Source organism: Blattabacterium sp. DPU (assembly GCF_011290385.1).
Lineage (GTDB): Bacteria > Bacteroidota > Bacteroidia > Flavobacteriales > Blattabacteriaceae > Blattabacterium.
In genome coordinates this window covers 70,930-95,876 of the sequence record NZ_CP049785.1, presented here as the reverse complement: position 1 = coordinate 95,876, position 24,947 = coordinate 70,930, and the positions used below count along the sequence as shown (strand labels likewise).

General features: G+C 25.3%; 21 protein-coding genes and 1 other RNA gene. 4 read left to right on the top strand and 18 right to left on the bottom strand.

Annotated features, from left to right (window positions below; genetic code table 11):
• Positions 1 to 7: 7 nt before the first annotated feature.
• From sufC to G9C01_RS00385, 10 genes are read right to left on the bottom strand one after another with little or no spacing between them, the layout of a single operon-like run.
• Positions 8 to 760 carry a Fe-S cluster assembly ATPase SufC gene (sufC, locus tag G9C01_RS00430; RefSeq protein ID WP_166265007.1) on the bottom strand — a complete coding sequence of 251 codons (753 nt, stop codon included), beginning with the start codon at positions 758 to 760 and terminating at the stop codon, positions 8 to 10.
• A gap of 12 nt (positions 761 to 772) precedes the next feature.
• The gene (gene sufB, locus G9C01_RS00425) at positions 773 to 2,215 is read right to left on the bottom strand and encodes a Fe-S cluster assembly protein SufB (protein WP_166265004.1); all 1,443 of its coding nucleotides are present in this window, start codon (positions 2,213 to 2,215) and stop codon (positions 773 to 775) included.
• A complete protein-coding gene (locus tag G9C01_RS00420) occupies positions 2,215 to 2,544 on the bottom strand; it encodes a HesB/IscA family protein (protein ID WP_166265001.1) in 330 nt (109 codons plus the stop codon). Before G9C01_RS00420 ends, sufB begins: the two co-directional genes overlap by 1 nt.
• Before the next feature lie 53 nt (positions 2,545 to 2,597).
• The gene (locus G9C01_RS00415; protein ID WP_166264998.1) at positions 2,598 to 3,116 is read right to left on the bottom strand and encodes a DUF192 domain-containing protein; all 519 of its coding nucleotides are present in this window, start codon (positions 3,114 to 3,116) and stop codon (positions 2,598 to 2,600) included.
• Positions 3,113 to 3,997 carry a prolipoprotein diacylglyceryl transferase gene (gene lgt / locus G9C01_RS00410; RefSeq protein ID WP_166264995.1) on the bottom strand — a complete coding sequence of 295 codons (885 nt, stop codon included), beginning with the start codon at positions 3,995 to 3,997 and terminating at the stop codon, positions 3,113 to 3,115. The genes G9C01_RS00415 and lgt overlap by 4 nt, the downstream gene beginning before the upstream one ends.
• A gap of 26 nt (positions 3,998 to 4,023) precedes the next feature.
• Entirely contained in the window at positions 4,024 to 4,248 is a 225-nt protein-coding gene (gene yidD, locus G9C01_RS00405) for a membrane protein insertion efficiency factor YidD (RefSeq protein ID WP_166264992.1), read from the bottom strand.
• A gap of 5 nt (positions 4,249 to 4,253) precedes the next feature.
• Entirely contained in the window at positions 4,254 to 6,530 is a 2,277-nt protein-coding gene (locus G9C01_RS00400) for an aconitate hydratase (RefSeq protein ID WP_166264989.1), read from the bottom strand.
• 34 nt (positions 6,531 to 6,564) lie between these two features.
• Positions 6,565 to 7,338, bottom strand: a complete 774-nt coding sequence (locus G9C01_RS00395) for an alpha/beta fold hydrolase (protein WP_166264986.1) — start codon at positions 7,336 to 7,338, stop codon at positions 6,565 to 6,567.
• On the bottom strand, positions 7,322 to 8,065 hold the full coding sequence (locus G9C01_RS00390) for a pyridoxine 5'-phosphate synthase (protein WP_166264983.1): 744 nt from the start codon (positions 8,063 to 8,065) through the stop codon (positions 7,322 to 7,324). Before G9C01_RS00390 ends, G9C01_RS00395 begins: the two co-directional genes overlap by 17 nt.
• Positions 8,059 to 9,342 (bottom strand): mechanosensitive ion channel family protein, encoded by a 1,284-nt coding sequence (locus G9C01_RS00385; RefSeq protein WP_166264980.1) that lies wholly within the window; start codon positions 9,340 to 9,342, stop codon positions 8,059 to 8,061. Before G9C01_RS00385 ends, G9C01_RS00390 begins: the two co-directional genes overlap by 7 nt.
• Before the next feature lie 140 nt (positions 9,343 to 9,482).
• Between G9C01_RS00385 and nusA the strand changes: the two genes are divergently transcribed.
• The 3 genes from nusA to aspS are packed head-to-tail and all read left to right on the top strand — an operon-like array spanning position 9,483 to position 15,085.
• Complete coding sequence (nusA, locus tag G9C01_RS00380; protein WP_166264977.1) at positions 9,483 to 10,736, top strand: transcription termination factor NusA; 1,254 nt, start codon at positions 9,483 to 9,485, stop codon at positions 10,734 to 10,736.
• 53 nt (positions 10,737 to 10,789) lie between these two features.
• Positions 10,790 to 13,369 carry a translation initiation factor IF-2 gene (infB, locus tag G9C01_RS00375; RefSeq protein WP_166264974.1) on the top strand — a complete coding sequence of 860 codons (2,580 nt, stop codon included), beginning with the start codon at positions 10,790 to 10,792 and terminating at the stop codon, positions 13,367 to 13,369.
• A 3-nt stretch (positions 13,370 to 13,372) separates the two neighbouring features.
• Positions 13,373 to 15,085 carry an aspartate--tRNA ligase gene (gene aspS, locus G9C01_RS00370; protein ID WP_166264971.1) on the top strand — a complete coding sequence of 571 codons (1,713 nt, stop codon included), beginning with the start codon at positions 13,373 to 13,375 and terminating at the stop codon, positions 15,083 to 15,085.
• Here aspS and G9C01_RS00365 read toward each other — a convergent pair.
• Positions 15,071 to 15,568: an inorganic diphosphatase gene (locus G9C01_RS00365; protein WP_166264968.1), complete on the bottom strand. Its 498-nt coding sequence runs from the start codon at positions 15,566 to 15,568 to the stop codon at positions 15,071 to 15,073. The genes aspS and G9C01_RS00365 overlap by 15 nt on opposite strands.
• 4 nt (positions 15,569 to 15,572) lie before the next feature.
• Positions 15,573 to 16,745 (bottom strand): dihydrolipoamide acetyltransferase family protein, encoded by a 1,173-nt coding sequence (locus tag G9C01_RS00360; protein WP_166264965.1) that lies wholly within the window; start codon positions 16,743 to 16,745, stop codon positions 15,573 to 15,575.
• A gap of 100 nt (positions 16,746 to 16,845) precedes the next feature.
• On the opposite strand from G9C01_RS00360, the gene G9C01_RS00355 reads away from it, so the two are divergent.
• Complete coding sequence (locus tag G9C01_RS00355; protein ID WP_166264962.1) at positions 16,846 to 18,390, top strand: NAD(P)H-hydrate dehydratase; 1,545 nt, start codon at positions 16,846 to 16,848, stop codon at positions 18,388 to 18,390.
• Positions 18,391 to 18,397: 7 nt separating this feature from the next.
• Here the strand turns inward: G9C01_RS00355 and lnt are convergent, their stop codons facing one another.
• The 6 genes from lnt to mreC all read right to left on the bottom strand — a co-directional run bounded on the left by lnt (position 18,398) and on the right by mreC (position 24,934).
• The gene (gene lnt / locus G9C01_RS00350) at positions 18,398 to 19,981 is read right to left on the bottom strand and encodes an apolipoprotein N-acyltransferase (protein ID WP_242673944.1); all 1,584 of its coding nucleotides are present in this window, start codon (positions 19,979 to 19,981) and stop codon (positions 18,398 to 18,400) included.
• A 67-nt stretch (positions 19,982 to 20,048) separates the two neighbouring features.
• Positions 20,049 to 20,444, bottom strand: a transfer-messenger RNA (tmRNA) gene (gene ssrA, locus G9C01_RS00345).
• 6 nt (positions 20,445 to 20,450) lie between these two features.
• The gene (gene rodA, locus G9C01_RS00340; RefSeq protein WP_166264959.1) at positions 20,451 to 21,692 is read right to left on the bottom strand and encodes a rod shape-determining protein RodA; all 1,242 of its coding nucleotides are present in this window, start codon (positions 21,690 to 21,692) and stop codon (positions 20,451 to 20,453) included.
• Positions 21,676 to 23,589 (bottom strand): penicillin-binding protein 2, encoded by a 1,914-nt coding sequence (gene mrdA, locus G9C01_RS00335; protein ID WP_166264956.1) that lies wholly within the window; start codon positions 23,587 to 23,589, stop codon positions 21,676 to 21,678. The genes rodA and mrdA overlap by 17 nt, the downstream gene beginning before the upstream one ends.
• Positions 23,586 to 24,101, bottom strand: a complete 516-nt coding sequence (locus tag G9C01_RS00330; protein WP_166264953.1) for a hypothetical protein — start codon at positions 24,099 to 24,101, stop codon at positions 23,586 to 23,588. The genes mrdA and G9C01_RS00330 overlap by 4 nt, the downstream gene beginning before the upstream one ends.
• A complete protein-coding gene (mreC, locus tag G9C01_RS00325; protein ID WP_166264950.1) occupies positions 24,098 to 24,934 on the bottom strand; it encodes a rod shape-determining protein MreC in 837 nt (278 codons plus the stop codon). Before mreC ends, G9C01_RS00330 begins: the two co-directional genes overlap by 4 nt.
• Positions 24,935 to 24,947: the final 13 nt, after the last annotated feature.

The window sequence follows — 24,947 nt, the reverse complement described above, 5'->3', positions numbered from 1 at the left end:
ATTCTTTTTATACTTTATTTTTCACTATATGATCATATCCTTTTTGTTCTAATTTTTCAGCTAATTTTTTATCTCCTGACTGAATAATTTTTCCATCATATAAAATATGTACAATATAGTCTGATAAAATATGATCTAATAATCTTTTGTAATGGGTAATAATTAAAACCGAATTTTTATCATTTCTAAAAGTATTAATTCCTTTAGCAACTATACGTAAAGCATCTATATCTAATCCTGAATCAATTTCATCTAAAATCGATAATAAAGGATCTAACATCATCATTTGTAATATTTCATTACGTTTTTTTTCTCCTCCCGAAAATCCTTCATTTAAAGAACGAAATAAGAAATCTTTTTCAATATTTAATGAAGAGGATTTTTTGTTGATTTTTAATAAAATATCTTTAGCAGACATTTTTTCCATATTTTTTGCTTCACGAATAGAATTCACTGCTGTTTTAATAAAATTAATAATGGATACTCCTGGTATTTCTATTGGATGTTGAAAAGAAAGAAAAATTCCTAATTGTGCTCGTTCTTCTATAGAAAAATTTTTTAAATTTTGATTAAAAAAATAAATATTACCTTCAGTTATTTTATACTCTTTTTTCCCTGCTATGATAGAAGCTAGAGTGCTTTTTCCAGATCCATTAGGGCCCATAATCACATGACTTTCTCCTGCGTTAATTTTTAAGTTAATTCCTCTAAGAATTTTTTTCGTTTTTATAGAAGCATGTAAATTTTCTATATTTAACATAATTTTTTATTATTATCCAACAGATCCTTCCAAAGAAATTTCCAAAAGTTTTTGAGCTTCTATTGCAAATTCCATGGGAAGTTTTTTCAAAACTTCATTACTAAATCCATAAACAATTAAAGAAATTGCCTTTTCTGTATTTATTCCTCTTTGATTACAGTAAAAAATTTGGTTTTCTCCAATTTTTGAAGTTGTTGCTTCATGTTCTACTTTAGAATTGGAATTATATACACGAATATATGGAAAAGTATGAGCTCCACATTGATTTCCTATTAATAAAGAATCACATTGAGAAAAATTACGAGAATGCATTGCTTGAGGGGTTATTTTTACCAATCCTCTATAATTATTTTGAGCTTTTCCAGCAGATATTCCTTTCGATATAATAATACTTTTAGTGTTTTTTCCTATATGTATCATCTTAGTTCCCGTATCTGCTTGTTGAAAATCTTTAGTTAAAGCTATAGAATAAAATTGACCCATAGAAAAATCTCCTTTTAGAATACAAGACGGATATTTCCAAGTGATAGAAGAACCTGTTTCTACTTGTATCCAAGATATTTTTGCTCCTTTTTCACACAATCCACGTTTTGTTACAAAATTAAAAATCCCTCCTTCTCCTTTTTTATTTCCAGGGAACCAATTTTGAACCGTAGAGTATTTAATTTCAGCATTTTCTAAGGCAATAATTTCCACTACAGCGGCATGTAATTGATTTTCTTTTCTTTGCGGAGCTGTACATCCTTCTAAATAACTAACATAAGAATCTTTATCTGCGATAATCAAGGTTCTTTCAAATTGACCCGTTTGATTTTCATTAATACGGAAATATGTGGATAATTCCATAGGACAACGGACTCCTTTGGGAATATAACAAAAAGAACCATCCGAAAATACAGCTGAATTTAGAGCAGCATAAAAATTATCTTTTTTTGAAACAACTGAACCTAAATATTTTTTTACAATATTTGGATATTTTCTTAAAGCATCATTCATAGAACAAAATATAATGCCTTTATCTTTCAATTTTTTTTGAAATGTAGTTGCTAAAGAAACGGAATCTAATACTATATCTGTAGCTACACCTGAAAGCATTTTTTGTTCTTTTATAGAAATTCCTAATTTTTTAAATGTGTCTATTAATTCTGGATCTATTTCCTCCGAATTATTTAAATCTATTTTTTTTTTGGGAGCAGAATAATAACTTATATTTTGAAAATCTGGTATTTTGTATTTTATATTTGCCCATTTTGGAATATTCATTTTTTTCCATATAGAGAAGGATTCTAGTCTCCAATCTAACATCCATGTAGGTTCCTTTTTTTTTTCTGTTATTTTACGAATAACGTCTTCATTTAACCCTACTGGAATTTTATCGGATTCTATTGGAGTATAAAACCCATATTTATATTCAGAATTAGTAAAATTTTCTAATATTTTATTATTTTTTTTCATTATAATGAAAAACTTTTTCCGCATCCACAAGTATGTTTTGCTTTAGGATTTTTAAAATAAAATCCTTTTCCATCTAATCCATCTGAATATTCTAATGTTATTCCTTCTAAATAAGGAATGCTATTTTGATCTATTAATATTTTCATTTCTTTATGTTGAAAAATTTTATCCCCTTCTTGTTTTTTTTGATCAAAAGTAAGTTCATAAGACAAACCCGAACAACCTCCAGTTTTAACTCCAAATCTAACAAAAGAAATGTCGTGAGAAAGTCCCTCTTTTTTCATAAGAGAAATTAATTTAATTTTAGCTTTTTCGGATATAAAAATCATAATATCTTCATAATTTTTTAATTACACAAGATAAAGATAATTTTTTTGCATGATTATTTAATAAACCAAGTAATTTTTGTTACTCCTTCTTTTATACCCCATTTATTGGACATCCCTGCATTAATTTCTAAAATATATTTTATGCTAGTATTTGAAGGAAAATTCGTTATTTTTTCTATATCTCTCATAGGAGGAACATATTGATTCACAAAAATAACCGTATCAAATTGATTGATATATATAATATCTAAAGGAATTTGAACATTTTTCATGTTCATTTGTTTATACTCTTCTTGATGTTTGAATAAAAATAACATACCTCTATTTTCTTTTAAAAAAGACCTATATTTTAATCCATTTATTTTTTCTGTATCTCGATATGCTAATTCTATATCTATTTTTTTTATTATATGATTATTATTTATCAAATACAATTTTCCATTTTGAATAAATTCTATTTCTAGTGAATTTCCGATATCTAAAAACATATCAGAAATGTCATCAATTCTTTCAGAGGAATTTATAAAAAAACACAGAATTATCAAGGAAAAAAAAATCAATATTTTTTTCATAATGAAGAAAAATATTTTTTAATTTTTGAAAAATTAATAAGATAAAATCCCAAAATAATAAAAGGAATACTGAGCCATTGCCCTGTATTTATGGATAAAAAATTAATAATTTCTTCTCCTTGTGGTTCCTTAAAAAATTCTATTAAAAAACGCACAGACCAAAGTGAAATAAAAAAAATTCCGGACAAAAATCCTTCATAATTTTTTTTTCTTATTTTATATAAATACCAAAGTAATAAAAAAATTACTAGATAACCAATAGATTCGTAAATTTGGGTGGGATGTCTGGGGACAATTTCTCCATATTCTGTATCCATTTGTACAAATTTTACTGCCCAAGGCAATTTTTCATTACATGGTTTTCCTACTATTTCAGAATTAAAAAAATTTCCGATTCTAATAAAAACAGAAGATATTGATATAGGAATACATAATCTGTCACATAGCCAAATAAAAGATTTTTTATTTAATATTATTTTACTATAAAATAAAGTAGATAAAATAATTCCTATAGTCGCTCCATGACTTGATAAACCTCTATAACCGATGAATTCATATCCTTTTATAAATCCTAATAAAAAATTATGTTGATTTTCCCTTATAGGAAGGAAAGCTTCAATCCAATGATCTGAAAAATATGAAATATCATAAAATAATACTTGACCTAATCTTGCTCCTATAAGAGTACCAAAAAAAGTATATATAAATAAAGGATCCAAATATTTTTTATGAATATTATCATTTTGATAAATATATTTCATTATATACCATCCTAATAAAAAAGAAATCACAAACATTAGACTATAAATATGAATAAAAAAACCTTTCCATAAATTAAATTTTTGGATAGGATCCCAATTAATATATTCTAATGTTTTCATCTTTAAAATTGTTAATTGTTTGTTAATTAAATTGAATCTATCGGATCATAACCATATGGGCCCCACGGATTACATTTAATAAATCTTATGATACTTAAAAAAATAGCTTTGAAAAGATTCCATTTTTTCAATGATAAAATCATATAATTTGAACAAGTTGGTATATATCTACAATTATTTCCTATACATGGAGAAATACCAATTTGATATAATTGGATAATTTTTATGAATACAATTTTTACAATTTTCATGTTATTTATTTTGTAATGAAATTTAGTGAGGAACCGGCTTTAAACCATTGAATTTGTTTTTCATTATAAGAATGTTGAACAATGATTTTTTCTTTATATCCATTTTTATGAAATAACTCTACTTCTATATTTTTACCAGGACGCATATTTTTTGTATAAAAATGTATGAGATCTTCTTCTTGTATTTTATAGTAATCATTTGAATTTAAAAAAGTTACAGCTAAAACACCTTGTTTTTTTAAATTAGTTTCATGTATTCTTGAGAAAGATTGTACAAGAACAATACGAACTCCCAAAAAACGTGGTTCCATAGCTGCATGTTCTCTTGAAGATCCTTCTCCATAATTATTTTCTCCTACAATTAAAGTTTGTATATTTTTTGATTTATAAAATTTAGCTACATCATAAACAGAACTGTAAGTTCCTGTTATGATATTTTTTATTTTATTTTTTTCATAATTGAAGGCATTTATAGCACCCATTAACAAATTTTCAGAAATCTTTTCAAGATGTCCTCTATATTTTAACCATGAACCTGCCATTGAAATATGATCAGTCGTACATTTTCCTTTAGTTTTGATTAAAAGTCTAATATTAAGTAAGTCATTTCCATCCCATGATAAAAATGGAGATAAAATCTGTAATCTTTTAGAATTTTTTTTGATAGTTACAGATAAATTTTCTATATTTTTTTTTGGAAAATTTTCATATCCTAATTCTTTTGAAGAAAAAATCTTAAAAGGAATTTTCAGTGATTTAGGTTCATCAAATTTTACATACTCTCCGATTTCATTTTTCAACATATCTTTTCTAGGATCAAATGTTAAATCTCCAGAAAAAACTAAAGCCGTGACAATTTCTGGAGATGCTATAAAAGCATGTGTTTTTGGATTTCCATCATTACGAGATGAAAAATTTCTATTAAAAGTATGAACAATTGTATTTTTTTCGTTTGTTTTATTTCCTTTTCTTACCCATTGTCCAATACAAGGTCCACAAGCATTAGAAAAAATTTGAGCTCCAATATTTTTAAATATAGATATAAATCCTACCTCTTTCATAAGAGAATAAACTTTTTTGGATCCCGGAGATACCATATATTCTGAATTAATTTTTAATTTTTTCTCTTTTGCTTGTTGAATTATTGATATAGCCTTTGAAAAATCTTCGTAAGAAGAATTTGTACAGGATCCTATTAATCCTACCTCAATTTTAGTAGGCCAATTGTTTTTAATGGCTTCCTCTTTCATTTTAGAAATAGGAGTAGCCTTATCTGGAGTAAAAGGGCCATTAATATATGGTTCTAAAATATTTAAATTTATTTCTATCACTCGATCATAATAATGATACGGATTCTGATAAACTTCTGGATCTGCTTTCAAAAAATCTTTTATTTTCTCTGACATTATAGAAATTTTATTTCTCCCATTTTTATCTAAAAAATCTTTCATTTTAATGTCATAAGGAAATATGGAAGCCGTCGCTCCTATTTCTGCACCCATATTACATATAGTTGCTTTTCCAACACAAGAAATGTTATTGACCCCTTCACCAAAATATTCAATAATATGATTTTTGGCTCCTGAAACACCAATCATTCCAGACAATTTTAATATTACATCTTTAGAAGAAGTCCACCCATTCATTTTTCCTATTAAATTTATTCCAATTATTTTAGGAAATTTCAATTCCAAAAGTGATCCAGCCATAACTTCGGCTGCTTCAGATCCTCCAATTCCCATTGCAAGCATACCTAATCCCCCAGCATTAGGAGTATGAGAATCCGTTCCTATAATCATTCCTCCAGGAAAAGCATAATTTTCTAAAATAACCTGATGAATAATTCCTGATCCAGGATTCCAAAAATCAATTCCATATTTATAAGATGCTGATTTTAAAAAATTGTATATCTCTTCATTTTTTTCTATAGCATTTTTTAAATCTAAATCTGATCCATCTTTAGCAGATATGAGATGATCACAATGAATGGAAGTAGGAACAAACGTTTTGTTTTTTTTAGTTTGCATAAATTGAAGTAATGTCATCTGAGCTGTAGCATCTTGCATTACAATACGATCGGGTAAAAAATCCATGTAATATTTATCTCTCAAATTTTTAAATGCAAAATTATTTTCTGTTTTTTTTATTTCATTTATTCCTAAATGAGAATACAAAATTTTTTCCGAATAAGTCATAGGATGATCAATCACATTTCGAATATTTTCAATTTTATACAAAAAATTTGTATAAAAATCTCGAATCATATCAAGATCAAAAACCATAAAATTTTTATTTAATAATATTAATATACATAAATTATGTTTCGTTTAAAAAAACTCCGATTTTATTATAAAAATCAATGGGATTATCTATATGAATCCAGTGATCAGATTTTATTATGGTCCAAATTTTACATTTTGGAAATAACTGTTGTATATGATTATAATCTTTTTCAAGAATATAATTTGAATATTCTCCTCGTAAAAATAGGACAGGACCATGATATGAACCATTTTCTATTTTTTTATGAATTAAAGAATCATAATTTTTTTCAATGTTTAATAAAGAAAAACAAAAACATAGTTTTCCATTTTTTTGTTTTTTAACACATTTAGAAAAAAACGACCTGATTTTTATATTAGAAATCCATGTTTTTAAAAAAAAATCTAAATCTTTTCTTGTATTAATAATATTAAAATCTACTTTTTTTAAAATATGGATCAATTTTTTTTGATTGTCATCAATGTAATCCTTAGGACTGATATCCACAATAATAATTTTTTTTGGAATAATAGGATATTTTATAGAAAATTTCATAACAGTCTTTCCTCCCATAGAATGTCCTAATAATATAGGATGATTTAATTTATGATAATAAATATATTTTAGTATATCATCTGACATAATATCATAATTCATTTTGTTAGAAACAAAACTTTTTCCATGATTTCTCATGTCTAATAAATGAATTTGATGATTTTTTTCAAATTTTTTAGCAAAAGAAATCCAATTATCTCCATTACCAAACAAACCGTGAATTACTAAAACAGGAGGATAACCAGATCCATAAATTTTAGAATGTAGTATCATTTCGTCGATATTTATTATGAATTCTTTTCAAATAACTTTGTATTGTATTTTCTAGCCCCATATATATGGATTCATTAATTAAAGCATGTCCAATTGATACTTCTGATATATTGGGTATTTTTTTAATTAAAAAATAAATATTATCTAGATTTAAATCATGTCCAGCATTAATTAACATATGATTTTTAAGAATCATTTTTGCTGTATTAATATAAGGATCAATGCAACTCCATTTTTTTTTTGCATATCCTATAGCAAAATGTCCTGTATATAATTCTATTCTATCTGCTCCTGTATTTGCAGCATATGATACTAATTCTGGTTTTGGATCTAAAAATATGGAAGTACGAATTCCATAATTTTTTAATATTTTAATTTTATCAGTTAAAAAATCTTGATATAAAAAAGTATTCCATCCAGAATTTGATGTTATAATATTTTCAGAATCAGGTACTAAAGTAACTTGTGTAGGTTTAATATCTAATACTAATTTCATAAATTTTTCAGTAGGATTTCCTTCAATGTTTAATTCTGTTGTAATTACAGAATTTATATCATAAACATCTTTGTATGTAATATGTCTTTCATCAGGACGTGGATGTATGGTGATTCCTTGACATCCGAATTTTTGAACATCTATTGCTACTTGCAAAACATTGGGAATATTTCCCCCCCTTGCATTTCTTAATGTAGCTATCTTATTTAAATTTACACTTAATCTTACCATTTTTCTATAGTTTCTTTTCTAGTAACTTGTGTGACTTCTAAATTAAATTCTTTTGCCACTGTTAATAAATGATCAAAAACACTGGCTTGTATCTGTTCATATTTTATAGATTCAGAGGTATTTGTAAAACAATATAATTCTACAGGTAAGCCATAAGGAGTCGGTTCCAAATGTCTCACCATTAGAGTTTCTGATTGCGATATTTTTGGATGTTGTGCCAAATATTCTAATGCATATTGACGAAAAAGACCAATATTTGTTAATCTTCTTCCATTAATATTAATACTTACATCTATATTTTGTTTTCTATTGAAAATATTTATTTCTTTTTTTTTTTCTTGTATATAATTTTTTATTAAATATACGTTCTGAAATTTGTTTAATTGATCTGAATTACAAAAATGAAAAGATTGTATGTTGAATAAGATAGATCTTTTAATTCTACGTATATTTTTTTGACGCATAAATTCAAAATTAGTAACGGCTGTAGAAATTAAGTCATAAGTAGGAACACTAGTAATAGTTTTGTCAAAATTCTCTATCTTTGCGGAAGTTAAATTAATTTCAATAACGGTTCCTTCTATATTATATTTAGGAATTCTTATCCAATCTCCTACTTTTATCATTTTAGTGGAAGCCATTTGCACTCCTGAAACAAATCCAAGTATTGTATCTCTAAAAACCAAGATTACAAAAGCGGTGATAGCTCCTAAACTGGTTAAAATAGTAATGAGATCATTTTTTGTAAGAATAGCAATAATAATTAAAATGCAAAATATAATGGATATAATTTTCAGTAATTGTGAAAAAGAACGAACCGCTATAGTTTGATGATTATTTTCACTTGTGGCTATTCTCATAATAGAATTTACTACTCGAATTAAAAATTGTAAAACAATTAAAACGAATAATATATCAAATACTTTTTCTAAATAAATGATAATTGTATGATAGTTTTTAAAAAACGGTTCAATTAATATTAAACCAATAGATAATGGTAAAAAATGTGCTAAACTATCAAAAACTTTATTTTCATATAAAATATTATCCCAAACAAAATGAGTCGAGCTTACTATTCTTCTGCCTATAAAACGAATTCCTTTATTGAAAATAAACTCTAAAATTATTATAAATATAGTAAAAAGTAACATTTTACCAATTATAATTAGAGTTATGGTTCCCCATTTTTTTAAATCTAAATTATGGGTAAATTCATAAATTCCCTGAATTTCAAAAGTAATTGTGATTATTTTTTCAAAAAAAATTTTATAAAACATAAACCAAAATTATCATTATAAAATTGAATTATTAACCATATTTTGAGTTATTTTCAAAAAATTATTGTTTTGTAGATTGAATAATATAATAGATATTGAAAGATAAAAATTTTGATTCAATTTTTTAAAATTTTAGATTTATGGATAATGAAGCTTTAATAGGTTCTTTTTCAGATTTTAAATATGAAAAAAATATAGATAGAGTAAGTCTTATGGCTATTTTAGAAGAATCTATACGGTGTGTTTTAAGAAAAAAATATGAATCATCAAAAAATTACGATATTATTGTAAATCCAGATCAAGGTGATTTAGAAATATGGAGAAACCGTATAGTAGTACAAGATGGTAAAGTAAAAGATATAAATAAGGAAATAGAATTATCTACAGCCAAAAAAATAGAACCCGATTTTGAAATCGGAGAAGAGGTGACAGAAAAAGTAGAATTACAATCTTTAGGTCGTAGAGCTATTTTGTCTCTAAAACAAAATTTACTATCTAAAATTAATGAATATGATAATACAAATACCTATAAAAAATTTAAAAAAAAAATAGGAGAAATTATTAATGTAGAAGTTTACCATATTTTACCAAAACAAATAATTATGAGGGATGATGAACAAAATGAGATGGTTTTACCTAAACAAGAACAAATTCCAAGTGATTTTTTTAGAAAAGGAGATCCAGTTAGAGCTTTAGTTAAGCGAGTAGACTGGAAAGATAATAAACCTTTTGCTATTTTGACTAGAAAAGATGAATCTTTTTTAGAAGAACTTTTAAAATTAGAAATACCAGAAGTCTCTGATGGATTAATTACCGTAAAAAAAGTGGCACGTATTCCAGGAGAAAAAGCTAAAGTAGCTGTAGAATCATATGATGATCGTATAGATCCAGTTGGAGCTTGTGTAGGAATGAAGGGATCAAGAATTCATCCTATTGTTAGAGAATTAAAAAATGAAAATATTGATGTAATTAATTATACCTCTAATATACAATTATATATAACACGGGCTTTAAATCCTGCTAAAGTTTCTATGATGGAAGTAAATGAGGAACATAAATATGTAAATGTATATGTAAAAATTGAAGAGATATCGAAAGCAATTGGAAAAGGAGGACAAAATATAAAATTAGCGAGTCAATTAACCGGATACAAAATTCATATTTTTAGAGATTTTCCTTATGAAGATGATGTAGAACTAACAGAATTTTCTGACGAAATAGAATCAGAAGTATTAGAAAAATTTCATAAGGTGGGGTTAAATACTGCGAAATCTATTTTAAATTATAACAAAAATGATTTAAGAAAACGAACTAATCTTGAAGAAAAAACCATAAATAAAGTATTCACCATATTGAAAAAAGAATTTGAAGAAGAATTTAATATAAATACATAATTCTATGAAAATTCTTTTTTCAGTTATTTTTGTTTTTACATACATATATTTTTATGGATAATAAAATAAGATTAAAAACAGTATTAACCAAATTTAATATTTCTTTACAAAGAGTAATTAGTTTTTTAAAAAAAAAAGGAATTGAAATAGAAAATAATCCTAATGCAAAAATAGAAGAAAAAGTATACAAGTCTCTTGTCCGAGAATTTCAAACATACAAAGAAATACGAGATGCTTCTGAGAAAGTTTTTTTGCAAAAAAGAATGGAAAAAGAAAAAATAAAAAAAGAATTGAAATATATTCAAAATTGCGAAATTATACGGGCAAAATCAGAAAAACTAATTGGATTTAAAAAAATAGGAAAAATAGATATTGATATATTAGATCAAAAATATGGGACTAAAGAAACTAAAGAAAAAAAAAATCAAGAAAAAGAAAATAAATTTAAAAATAACAATAAACCTGAACATATAGATACTATCTATCAAAAATTAGATGGAGTTATGTTGACAGGAGACCGAATAGATTTATCTCAATTTGAAAAAAAGAGAACAAAATCAGAAATTAAGAAAAAACGAAGAAGAATTAAAAAAGAAATTTTCATTGAAGAAATGAAAAATGTTCATACAGGAAAAAAACAAAATAAAGAAAGAAAATCTTCCTTTTCTAATTCTAAGGAAAAAAAAATAGAAAAGCCAAAAAGTAAAAAAAATGTACAAAAATCAATAATTACTGAAGAACAAATAAAAAAACAAATTAAAGAAACTTTAGAAAAGTTATCGTCTAAAGGTATGAAGTCAAAAGCTTCAAAAGCTAGAAGAGAAAAACGTCAATCTAAAAAAGAAAAAAGGCTTATACAAAATGAAATGGAAAATAAAAAGGAAGAAAAAATTCTTAAATTGGCTGAATTTACTACAGTTAATGAATTAGCATCTATGATGAAAGTTAATGCTACTGATGTGATTGTGTCTTGTATGTCTTTAGGTATCATGGTCACGATGAATCAAAGGTTAGATGCAGAAATATTGACTTTAGTAGCAGACGAATTTGGATTTAATGTAAAATTTGTTGGATTAGATTTAGAAGAGGCGGTTCAAGATGATAAAGATTTAGAAGAACAATTAGAACTTCGACCTCCCATTATTACTGTTATGGGACATGTAGATCATGGCAAAACATCTTTATTAGATTATATTAGAAACACTAATGTTATTGCAGGTGAAGCAGGTGGCATCACTCAACATATAGCCGCTTATAGTGTTGAATGTTCAAATCATCAAAGTATCACTTTTTTAGATACTCCGGGTCATGAAGCTTTTACAGCTATGCGTGCAAGAGGAGCACAAATAACAGATATTGCAATTATAGTTATAGCGGCGGATGATCATATTATGCCTCAAACTAAAGAAGCAATTAGTCATGCTCAAGCCGCTAATGTTCCTATTATTTTTGTTTTTAATAAAATGGACAAATCTAATGCAAATTCTGATAAAATTAGAGAACAATTAGCTAATTTGAATTTTTTAGTACAAGAATGGGGGGGAAAATATACAACTCAAGAAATCTCCGCAAAATTGGGTACTGGAATAGACAAATTATTAGAAAAAGTTCTTTTAGTTTCTCAATCATTAAATTTAAAAGCGAACCCAAATAAACCTGCTATAGGAACAGTTATAGAAGCTTCTTTAGATAAAGGAAGAGGATATATTACTACACTTCTCATACAAGGAGGAACATTAAAAGTAGGAGATTATGTTTTGGCAGGAAGTCATCATGGAAAAGTAAAAAATATTTTAGATGAACGAGGAAAATCTATTTTTTTAGCAGGGCCATCTAAACCTATTACTATATTAGGATTGAGTGGAGCTCCTACTGCTGGAGACAAATTTAAAGTATTTAAAGATGAAAAAGAAGCTAAACAACTTGCTTCTAGAAGAGAACAATTACAAAGAGAACAAAATATACGAGCTCAAAAACATCTTACATTGGATGAAATAGGAAGACGTATAGCATTAGGTGATTTTAAAGAATTGAAAATTATTATTAAAGGAGACGTAGATGGATCCGTTGAAGCTATTGCTGATGCTCTTCAAAAATTATCTACAAAAACTATTATTGTTAATATTATTTATAAAGGAGTAGGTCAAATTACCGAATCTGATGTTTTATTAGCAAGTGCTTCAGATGCTATTATCATAGGATTTAATGTTCGTCCTAATATTGGAGCTAAAAATATAGCAAAAAAAGAAAATATAGAAATACGAACATATTCAATCATATATAATGTAACAAATGATATTCAAGAAGCTATGGATGGAATGTTATCTCCCGATATTAAAGAAAAAATATTAGGAAATGCTGAAATTAGAGAAATATTTAAAATACCAAAAATAGGAACTATAGCCGGATGTATGGTTACAGAAGGAAAATTATTACGTCAAGCAAAAGTAAGATTGATTCGAGAAGGAATTGTTATTCATAATGGAGAATTTACTTCTCTTAAACGTTTTAAAGAAGATGTAAAAGAAGTTTCAAAAGGATATGAATGTGGATTAGGAATAAAGAATTATCATAATCTAAGATTTGGAGATCTTATAGAAGTTTATGAAGAATTATATGATAAAAAAAATTAATATATGTATAGAACACATAATTGTGGAGAATTAAATATAAAAGATGTAGGAAAAGAAGTAATATTGTCTGGTTGGATTCAAAAAATAAGGAATTTAGGATCTTTATTTTTTATAGATATTAGAGATTATTTTGGTATTACACAATTAATTATTTCTAAAAAATCAGTAAAAAAAAATTTTTTTCTGGGAAAAGAATATTTAATTCAAGTAAAAGGAAAGGTAGTAGAAAGATTATCTAAAAATTATAATATTTCCACAGGAGAAATAGAAATATCAATTGATCATATAGAATTATTAAATTCATCTTTATCTCTTCCTTTTACTATAGAAAATAAAACAGATGGAAATGAAGAGATTAGGATGATTTATCGATATCTTGATATTAGACGAAATCCTATTAAAAATAATTTAATCGCTCGTCATAATTTATCTTTGGAAATACGTAATTTTCTGTCTAAAAATGGATTTCTTGAAGTAGAAACTCCTGTTTTGATAAATTCAACTCCAGAAGGAGCCAGAAGTTTTGTTGTTCCTTCTAGAACTCATATTAATAAATTCTATGCATTAGCTCAATCTCCACAATTATTTAAACAATTATTGATGATAGGAGGTATAGATAAATATTTTCAAATTGTTAAATGCTTTAGAGACGAAGACTCTCGCTCTGATAGACAAATAGAATTCACTCAAATAGATTGTGAAATGTCTTTTGTGAAAGTTCATGATGTATTAGTATTTTTCGAACATTTTATTAAACATATTTTTAAAAAAATTAAGAATATTCAATTAGATTCTTTTCCTTGTATTTCTTATTTTGATGCTATAAAAAAGTATGGTACAGATTCTCCTGATATTCGTTTTAATATGTCTTTTGTAGAATTAAATGATTTAGTTCAAAAAAAAGATATTAATTTTTTGAAAAAACAAGAATTGGTAATAGGAATTAAAGTCGAAAGATTCCAGGACAATAACAATAATAATGAAATTAATTCTTTCTTGAAAAAAATAGAAAAAAAAAATTTTTTTTGGATAAAATATTTATATGATAAAACTTTACTTTATTCTAAACAAAAATTTTTAAACGATAAAATTATAAAAATATTTATCAAACATTTTGAAGCTATACCTGGTGAATTATTATTTTTTTCCTATGGGAAAAAAAGAGATACTAGAAAAGAACTTGGAAAAATACGATCAAAAATAGCAGATTTTTTGAATTTAAAAAATTATAAAATTTTTAAACCTTTATGGATTACAGATTTACCTCTTTTAGAATGGGAAGAAAAATCTAAAAAATATAAATCTGTACATCATCCGTTTACTAGTCCAAAAGAGGAGGATATTTATTTATTGGAAATAAATCCAAAAAAGATTCGTTCTAAATCTTATGATTTGATTATAAATGGAATAGAGATTGGTAGTGGATCTATACGCATTCATAATAAAAAAATACAAAATTTAATTTTTAAACATTTAGGATTATCTCAAAAAGAAATAGAATCTAAATTTGGTTTTTTTATCAAAGCCTTTGAATATGGTATTCCTCCTCATGGAGGAATAGCTTTTGGATTAGATCGACTAATTAATCTTTTAGAAGGAAATGATAATATAAAAAATTTCATTGCTTTTCCAAAAAATAATTATGGAAAAGATATAATGATAAATGCTCCATCTTTTTTAGAAAAAGAAAAATTAAAAGAATTACATTTTCGTTAAAGAATTTTGATACCGCAAACAAGATTGTTTATATACATATATAGCTTCTTTTTGATCTTTCCAGTTTCCTATTTTTACTTTTTTGTTTTCTAAATCTTTATATACCAAAAAAAAATGTTCTATTTCTTTTTTAGTATGTAAAGCAATTTCATCTATATTGTTTATAATATTATAATTGGGATCTGAAACGGGAACACAAATAATTTTTTCGTCTTCTCCTTTTTCATCTATCATAAAAAAAATTCCTATAGGTTTTACTTTTATTAAACAACCCGGAATTGTAGGTTCTGTTAAAAAAACTAATACATCTAATGGATCTCCATCCATAGAAAGAGTTTTTGGAACAAAACCATAATCTGTAGGATAACTCATGGGAGAATATAATACTCGATCTAATCGAATTAGATTATTTTTTTTATCAAATTCATATTTATTTCTACTTCCTTTAGGAATTTCAATAAGTGCATCAAAACTAATTTCCATAATATTATATTTTTGTATAACAATTAAATTTTTCTAAATATAAAGCTACTTTTTTAGCAAAACATCCACCTAAAACACCATCTATTACACGATGATCATAAGAATGAGATAAATAAGTTTTATGTCTTATCCCTATTAAATCTCCTTTTGGAGTTTCTATTATAGACAATTTTTTCTGAATTAAACCTATCGCCATAATAGCTACTTGTGGCTGATGTATGATCGGTGTGCCAAAAAGATTTCCAAAACTACCTATATTACTTATAGTATAAGTACCTCCTTGTATTTCTTCAGGCTTTAATTGATTAGATTTCGCTCTTTTTATCAAATCATTAATTATTTTTATTAATCCTACCAAATTATAAGAATCTGCATTTTTTATAACAGGAACAATTAAATTACCATTAGGTAAAGCTGTAGCTAATCCTATATGAATATTTCTTTTTTTTATTATGCTTGTTCCATTTACGGAAATATTTATCATAGGAAGATCTTTTATGGCTTTCACTACACATTCTACAAAAACGGACATTAAGGTTAATTTTTCTCCTGTATTCCTCTGAAAAGTGTCTTTTATTTTTTCTCTCCATTTTACTATATTAGTCACATCCGCTTCAACAAAAGAAGTAACATGTGCGGAAATATTTTTACTACTAACCATATGTTCTGCAGTAATTTTACGCATTCTATCCATTTCAATGATTTCTTCATTATTTTTAGTACTTATAACATGATTAGGAATAACAATCGTATTATTTTTAATACGGATGTATTCTAATATATCTTTTTTAGTAAGACGTCCTTTATCTCCAGTTCCTTCTATGGTATCCAATTCATACAAACTAATTCCTTCTTTATTGGCAATAGTACGGACAAGAGGAGAATAAAAGCGTTTTTTCTTTTTTTCTATTGGAATCTCCTCTAAAGAATATTTTTCTTCCGTTTCTAAAATAGCAATAAAACTCCCCACTTTAGCAACTTCATTAGGAGCAAATAATTTTTTTTTCAAAATACCATTGACAGGAGAAGATATTTCAGAATCTACTTTATCTGTAGCTATCTCTACTAAAAGATCTTCTTTTTTTACAGAATCTCCCTCTTTTTTTAACCAACGAATGATAGTAGCCTCGGCTATACTTTCACCCATGGCTGGAAGGGTCAAATTATACTCGGCCATCTAGATTAATCGTTTTATATTTGCAGATACTAATCAGATTTCACTTTTTCATCAAAATAGAAAACTGACAAAATCAAAAATAATAAATTCATTTTAAAAAATGAAAATTCTTTCTTTAAATCAAATTAGAAAAGCAGATCAACATTGTATTGATTCCGAATCTATTTCTTCTACTCAATTAATGGAAAAAGCTGCTAAAAGTTGTTTCAACTGGATAATTCATAATAAATATTTAAAAATTACAAAAATTCCATTTATAGTATTAGTTGGAAAAGGAAATAATGGAGGAGATGGCCTCTCCTTATCTTATATGTTACACTTATACGGAGCAAAAGTTTCGGTATATGAAGTCAATATTTCTTGTCATTATTCAAATGATTTTTTAAAAAATAAAAATAAAATATTACAACATAAAATAAATTTTCAAACGATTTATGAAGAAGAAAAATTTCCTTTTTTTAATCCGGAAAGTTATCTTATTGATGCTATTTTTGGTATAGGATTCAATCGTACAATCAACAAATATTGGAAATCTTTTTTTCATTATATCAACGAAAAAAAATTCAAAGCGGTTATATCTATAGATATTCCATCTGGATTATTTATAGAAAAAAACCATGATAATTTTAACGGAATAATCAAAGCTACTCATACTTTAACTTTCCAAGTTCCAAAATTACCTTTTTTGTTACCAAATTATGTAGATTATGTTGGAAAGTGGTATTTGATAAATATTGGATGGAAAGATGATTGTATTCGTAAGATGGAAACAAAAAATTTTTTTATTAATAATGAATTTATTTATGCTATATATAAAAAAAAAATTAGGAAAAAATTTTCACATAAAGGAAATTATGGTCATGGAATCATTATAGGCGGAAGTTTTGGTATGATAGGATCTGTTGTCCTTTCTGCAACGGCTAGTTTTCGTACTGGAATAGGAAAATTAAGTGTATATATTCCTTCTTGTGGATATCATATTATTCAAAATGCACTTCCAGAAGCTATTGTTTATACAGATATCAATAAATATCGGATAAGTAATATTATTAATTATAATGAAAATATAAATGCAATAGGAATAGGAGTGGGAATGGGCATTCATACTAAAACTAAATATGCTTTAGAATCTTTTTTTTTAAATTTAAAAAATAAGAAAAAAAAAATACCTATGGTAATTGATGCAGATGCTATAAATATATTATCATCTCAATTAGAATTATTGAATCTTCTTCCTGAAAAAACTATTCTTACTCCACATCCGAAAGAATTTAAAAAATTATGCGGATCATGGAAAAACGATTATGAAAAATTACATTTTTTAAAAAAAATGTCTAAAAAATATACAATTTTTATTGTATTAAAGGGGGCTTATTCTATTATTTCAGATCCTAATGGAAATTTATATTTTAATAGCACAGGAAATTCAGGAATGGCAACAGCTGGAAGTGGAGATGTTCTTACTGGAATGATCATGAGTTTATTATCTCAAGGATATTCTGAAAAAGAATCATGTATTATGGGAGTTTATTTACATGGATTAGCTGGAGATATTGCCTCAAAAAAATTCAGTAAAGAAGCCATGATAGCTTATGATATTGTTAATCATATAGGAGAAGCTTATATAAAATTAAATAAAAATTAAAATTTTTTCATATTTTATATATATTACATATGATAGTATATAATAAAATTATAATCATTGTCAATAAACAAATTTTATAAAGAAAATCTCCATATTTTATATAAAAAGTTTTCTTTTTATTGAGATGTATTTTTTTATATAAAAAACCTTCCTTTCCATAAGGAATAGATGATATAATTTCTCCTTTTTCATCAATAAAACAAGAAATACCTGTATTTGCAGATCTAGCTACATATTTTCGATTTTCAATCGCTCTGATTCTCGCATAATACATATGTTGTTTATGTCCTTGAGAAAAACCCCACCATCCATCATTAGTAATAATAGCCAGTAATTCTACATTTTTTTTTCTAAAAAAATTAGAAACATATTCTCCAAAAACGGATTCATAACAAATAATAGGGGCTATTTTTATTCCTAAATAAGGATGTTGAAAAACAGAAGGATGATTTTCTTTTCCCAGTTCTATTACAGTTCCTCCAAAATTAAGTAATATATTTCCTAATATAGGTGAAAATATTTTTTTATAAGGAAAAGTTTCAACTGCTGGAACTAGTTTAGATTTATGATGAAATTCAATATTTTTATTTGTTCCTATTTGAATTACTGAATTAAAAATATCTATCCATTGTATATTTTTCATTTTTTTCAATAAAATGGGAATGGAAGTTTTACTTATATTTTTTTGATATAAAGATATTAATTCTACTCCCGTTATAAACACTGTATTTGGAGATTTTTTTTTCAAGTAATCTTTGAATGAAGAAACGATTTTATTTTTACTTATATTTTTTATTTGTATTTTTTCTGTAAACATGGTTTCTGGAGCTATGATTATCATAGATTCTTTAGATATTTTTCGATCTATTAATCTTTTTAATTTTGAAACTAATTCATTAGTTGAAATACAATATTTTTGATGATATGGATCAATGTTAGGTTGTAAAATTAATACATTTGCAGTACGATCATATTGATTTTTTTTATATTTTGTGTATATGAGGTTTGAAACAAAAATCATAAAAAAAATTATTCCTATATTAAAAAATATTCTATTGTAGAATGATAAAATATTTTTATCTTTTTTATACTTAATAATAGATTCTGTAAAACCAATATTAACGATCCATATCCATATAGAACCTCCTAAAATACCTGTGTATTCATACCATTGAATCCATTCTGTCCGATTAGCGAATCCATTTCCTAAGTTTAACCATGGCCAAGATAATTCCCACTCTAAATGCATTTTTTCGAATGAAATCCATAGACTAATCAGAAATACATATCCTATTCTTTTATTTTTTACATGTTTTTTAATACATGAATAAAAAGAAAAAACAACTGACATAAAAAGAGCATTCAATAATATAGGAATTAAATAAGCTTCTAATGCAAAAGTACCATTAGTTCTTCTTGCATAAGATAACCACCATGTAGAAATAGCATTCCATGTTAAAAAAGTAATAAAAGAAAATAAAAAAATATAAAATAGAGAAGAATTCAAATAATTTTCTATATACAATAAAGGAACAAAAGCCATAAATAAATATATGGGATCTCCATCAGTAGGCCATCCTAATCCCAACAAAATGCCCGAAAATATACAGTATATAAGAAATTCAATTTTTTTTATTTTATATAACGTTTTAATGAATAAATGGAGCTGGCGGGATTCGAACCCGCGTCCAAACAAGTAGTATAAAAGATTTCTACATACTTATCCAAAATAAAATTTCTACATTTCCATTCCAGTTTTGGATCTAGAATAAAAACTGAAGATTCAAAATTTAGGTTCAGAAAACCTCAGAATCATCTGTTTTCTTATCCTTAAAACTTATTAGTACCTCTAGATCAGAAATTATAAGGAAAAATTTCTGAGAGATATTTTGCTTCTGCATTTTTGCAGACTAAGGCTATTTACTAAGCAGCAAAAGCGTATTCTTTTTCGCCATTTATATATTTTGTAACGCTTTATTTTCGTGTAATACCTTACGTGACACGATATGCTATCTTTTATTACTAATATTGCTGTCAAATCCAAAATCAGCCCCTAAAAATCAGATCAAACTAGTTTGATCTGATGCATCTATTCTTATAAAGATAAATAATAAAATAGTAAAAGACCAAAGAGATGATCCTCCATAACTAAAAAAAGGTAAAACAATTCCTATTGTTGGAAAAAGGCCCATAACCATTCCTAAATTAATAATTAGATGAATAAAAAGAATATTTCCAACCGAATATCCAAAAATTCTACCAAAAATATCTTTTTGTCTTTCAGATAAAAAATAAATACGACTAATAAATAATAAATAAAATAGAATAAAAATTATACTTCCTACAAAACCCCATTCCTCTCCTATTGTACAAAAAATATAATCAGTATGTTGTTCAGGAACAAATTTTCCTTTTGTTACAGTTCCTTTTTTATATCCTTTTCCAAAAAATTTTCCTGAACCAATAGCTGTTTTAGAATATAATAAATTATATCCTACGTTATCTCTATATTTTCTGTCAAATTCGTTTTGAAATAAAATATTGATTCTATCTTTATGATGTTGTTTTAAAAATTTTTGAAAAAAAAATGGAGAAAAAATAGAAAAAAGTGAAAAACTAATAAATAAAAATATATAAAAAAATAAATCGAAAAATGATGTTCTTTTTTTTAAAAAATAAAATAAAACGAAAAAAATAAATAAAAGTGAAACTACAATCCAAGGAGATAAATTCAACGAAATTACAAATAAAAGAACATAAAATAAAGAATAAAGTATAAAATAAATAGATAATCCTTCTCTATATAATGTAAGAAGAAAAGAAGAAAAAACTATAGAAGAACCAGGATCAGGTTGCAAAAATATTAAAAAAGCAGGCAACACTAATATAATAGATATATGTAATAATGCTTTATTATTATTCTTGATATCTTCTTGACTCATAATATGAGCTATCATTAAAGATGTTGATATTTTAGCTAACTCAGATGGTTGAAAACTAATAGAGCCAAAAACATACCAAGATTTTGCTCCATTTATATTTTTTCCAAAAAAAAATACTCCAATTAAAAGAAACAACGTAAATAAAAATAAAAATGGAGTTATATGTTTATAATGAATAGGTTTAAATAAAAATATAACAAATATGAAAATAAAACTTAATAATATCCATATTAATTGTTTTTCTGCTTTTTCAGTAGAAACGGAAGATAAATTCATACATCCAAAAAAAATCATAATCATGTAAATGACAACAACTCCCCAATCTATGTTTCTGAACAATATTTTATTTCTTTTTAGCAATATTATTTTTTGTATAAGAATTGTTTAAAATATTAAATTTTTTCATTTTTGCTATTGTATTATACACTTTTTGTAGTCCTGAAGTCATAATTTTTTTTTCAAGACTTTTTCTACTTACATTATTTTTTATATACTTTTCTGCAATAAGACTAGCAATAGGTCCCGCCCAACGAGATCCAAAACCTCCATTTTCTATTATAACAGAAATAGCAATTTTAGGATCTTCTACTGGAGCAAACAATATAAAAATAGAATGATCGGGTAAAGAAATTATTTTCTGATTCATTTTAATGAAATTTTGAGCCGTTCCTGTTTTTCCAGCCATTCTAATGTCAGATGATTTAAAACTTCTTCCAGTTCCAATAATGAAAACTTTTTCCATACCATTAATAATGAAATCAAAATATTTACTTTTAACTTTTGTATATTTAGCTACAGTATAATTAGGATTAGATATCGGTTTATGATTAATTCGTTTTACTATATGTGGAGTATAGAAAAATCCTCTATTTGCTATAGCACAAACCATATTAGCTAATTGTATAGGAGTAACATTTATTTCACCTTGACCAATACTATTAGAAATAATAGTAATGGCATTCCATTTTGTATTTCCATATTTTTTATTATAATAATCTCCAGAAGGAATAACTCCTTTTTCTCCTGTAGCTAAATCGTTATATAAATAATTTCCAAAGCCAAAACTTTTTATAATATCACACCATTCATTCAATCCTTTTGTCAAATTTTTAGGATATTTTTCTATAACACGTTTATAAACTTGTGCAAAATAATTATTACAAGAAACGGCAACAGCAGTTTCTATTCCTATAGGTAATCCATGTATACCAGAATGACAATGAATTCTTTTTCTTCCATATCTAAATCCTTTATAACATATAAAAGTAGTATTAGTATCTACTACTCCCATTTGAAGACCCGCTAATTCAGTTAGCAATTTAAATGGAGAAGCTGGAGGATAACGAGCTTGTGTTGTCCTATCAAATAAAGGATTATCTATTGTATCTTTCATTAATTTTTTAAATTCCTTAGAACGATTTATTCCTACAAATAAATTGGGATTATTAATAGGACTAGATACTAAAGATAAAATCTCTCCATTTTTTGGATTTATAGCAACTATTCCTCCCTTTTTTTTATACATAAGTTGTTCTACATAATTTTGTAAATTCCAATCTATAGTTAAAGAAATATCATTTCCACTTATAGCTTTTACATTATTTTTACTATTATTATAACTTCCTATAATACATCCTTTTCTATCTCTTACCCAATATTTAACTCCTTTTTTTCCTCTTAATATTTTTTCATAAGACTTTTCTACTCCAGCCCAACCGATAAAATCTCCCATTTGATAATAATTAGATTCCTTTTTAATATCTTTTTGAGTGACTTCTCCTATGTATCCTAAAACATTAGCCGAACTATCTACCTTATAATCTCTAAGAGAACGTTTTGTCCAATCAAAACCTTTATATTTATAAAGTTTTTCTTGTATAGTCGCAAATTTTTCCTTTGAAATAAAAGGTAAAAAAACAGATGGTAAATATTTAGAATAAGCTTTTGCTTTTTCTAAATTTTTAGAAAAAGTATTTTCATTAATTCCTACAAGATTGCAAAATTCTACAACATTAAAATGTTCATCTATAAGAATAGGAATAACAATTAATTCGTAAATAGATTTATTAAATACTAATAGATTATCATTTCTATCAAAAATGGATCCTCTTTCAGGAATAATAATTTCCTGTTTTATAGAAGTATTAAAAGCATTCAGAATATACTTTTCTGTATATATTTGTATATAAAATAATCTAATTACCAAAATTAGACCTACAAAACTCAATAATATATAAAACTTATATAAGTTTTTCAATGTTTAATTTTTCTGAAAAAAAAATATATAATACATAAAACAGTTGTAAAAATACTGCTAAATATTGTTCTAAATAAAATAATTTTGTTGAAAATAGCACCTTTTAACACTTCTAATATTATCAAAGAAAAATGATGTGTAACAACTAAAGAAAATATATAAAGTATTTTTCTAAGAAAAGGTAATTCGTAAATTGAGAAATCATTTCTATTTATAAAATTTTTTCCATCAAAAAACTGTAAAAATTTTAATCTTAAAAAAGCAGATAAAGTAGAAGAAAAAGCATGAATTCCTCCAGAATTCATGCAATAATCTATAATACAACCTATTAAAAATGATAAAAATAAAAATGCAAATCTATTTTCATTATATGGATATACCAAAATGAAAATAACATAAATGTAAAAATAATATCCTAAAAATAGAAATAAAGAATTTAATATAGATATTTGAATTAAACAAAGAAAAAAAATATAAAAAACAGAAATAATAAAACTTTTGATTAATTTCATTGCTTATTTTCAACTTTATAAAGTTGAACCTCATTCCATTCTTTTTTTAATAAATTTTTTACAACATAAGCATTTTCTATGGTAGAAAAATTAGCCATAAGTTTCACTTTTATAATATAATTAGCATGTTCTTCATCAAATTTATAGGAATGAACTCTTCCAATTGGTATTCCTTCAGGAAAAGTAGCAGATTTTCCGTCTGTTTCTACAATATCTCCTTTATGTATAGTGGAATGTCTGGGTATATCATATAAAATGACATATTCATGATCTAAGCCATCCCAGCTTAAAGTTCCAAAATATTTATTTTTTTTTAGTCTAGCATTAACTTTAATTTGGGAATTTAAAAGAGAAATTGCTATACTAAAGTGGGGAGACGTTTTTATAATAATTCCTGCGATTCCATCAGATAATATAATTCCCATGTCTGGTTTTATTCCGTCTATACTTCCTTTATTAATAGTTATATAATTTTCCTGTTCGTAAATACTATTATTAATAATTTGTACTGGAGTAAAAACATATTCTTGTAAATAATTAATGTTTTCTTCTTTAAAATCTCTAGATATTTTTCTAATTTTAGAAGAAATGAGATCCTCACGTAATCTTTTATTTTCATCTATAAGTTTTTTATTTTCAATTTCTAATAAAAAATAACTACGTAGCTTATAGATACTTTCATAAATTTTTCCAATCATAAAATTGGAAGAACCAGCATAAATATATTGATGAATTTTTGAATCTGAAAAAGAAAGAAAAATAGCTACGGATTCTAGTAAAAAAAAGAAAATAAAAAAACGACATTTCAAAAAAAAATTAAAAAATTCACGCATAAAATTAATCTAT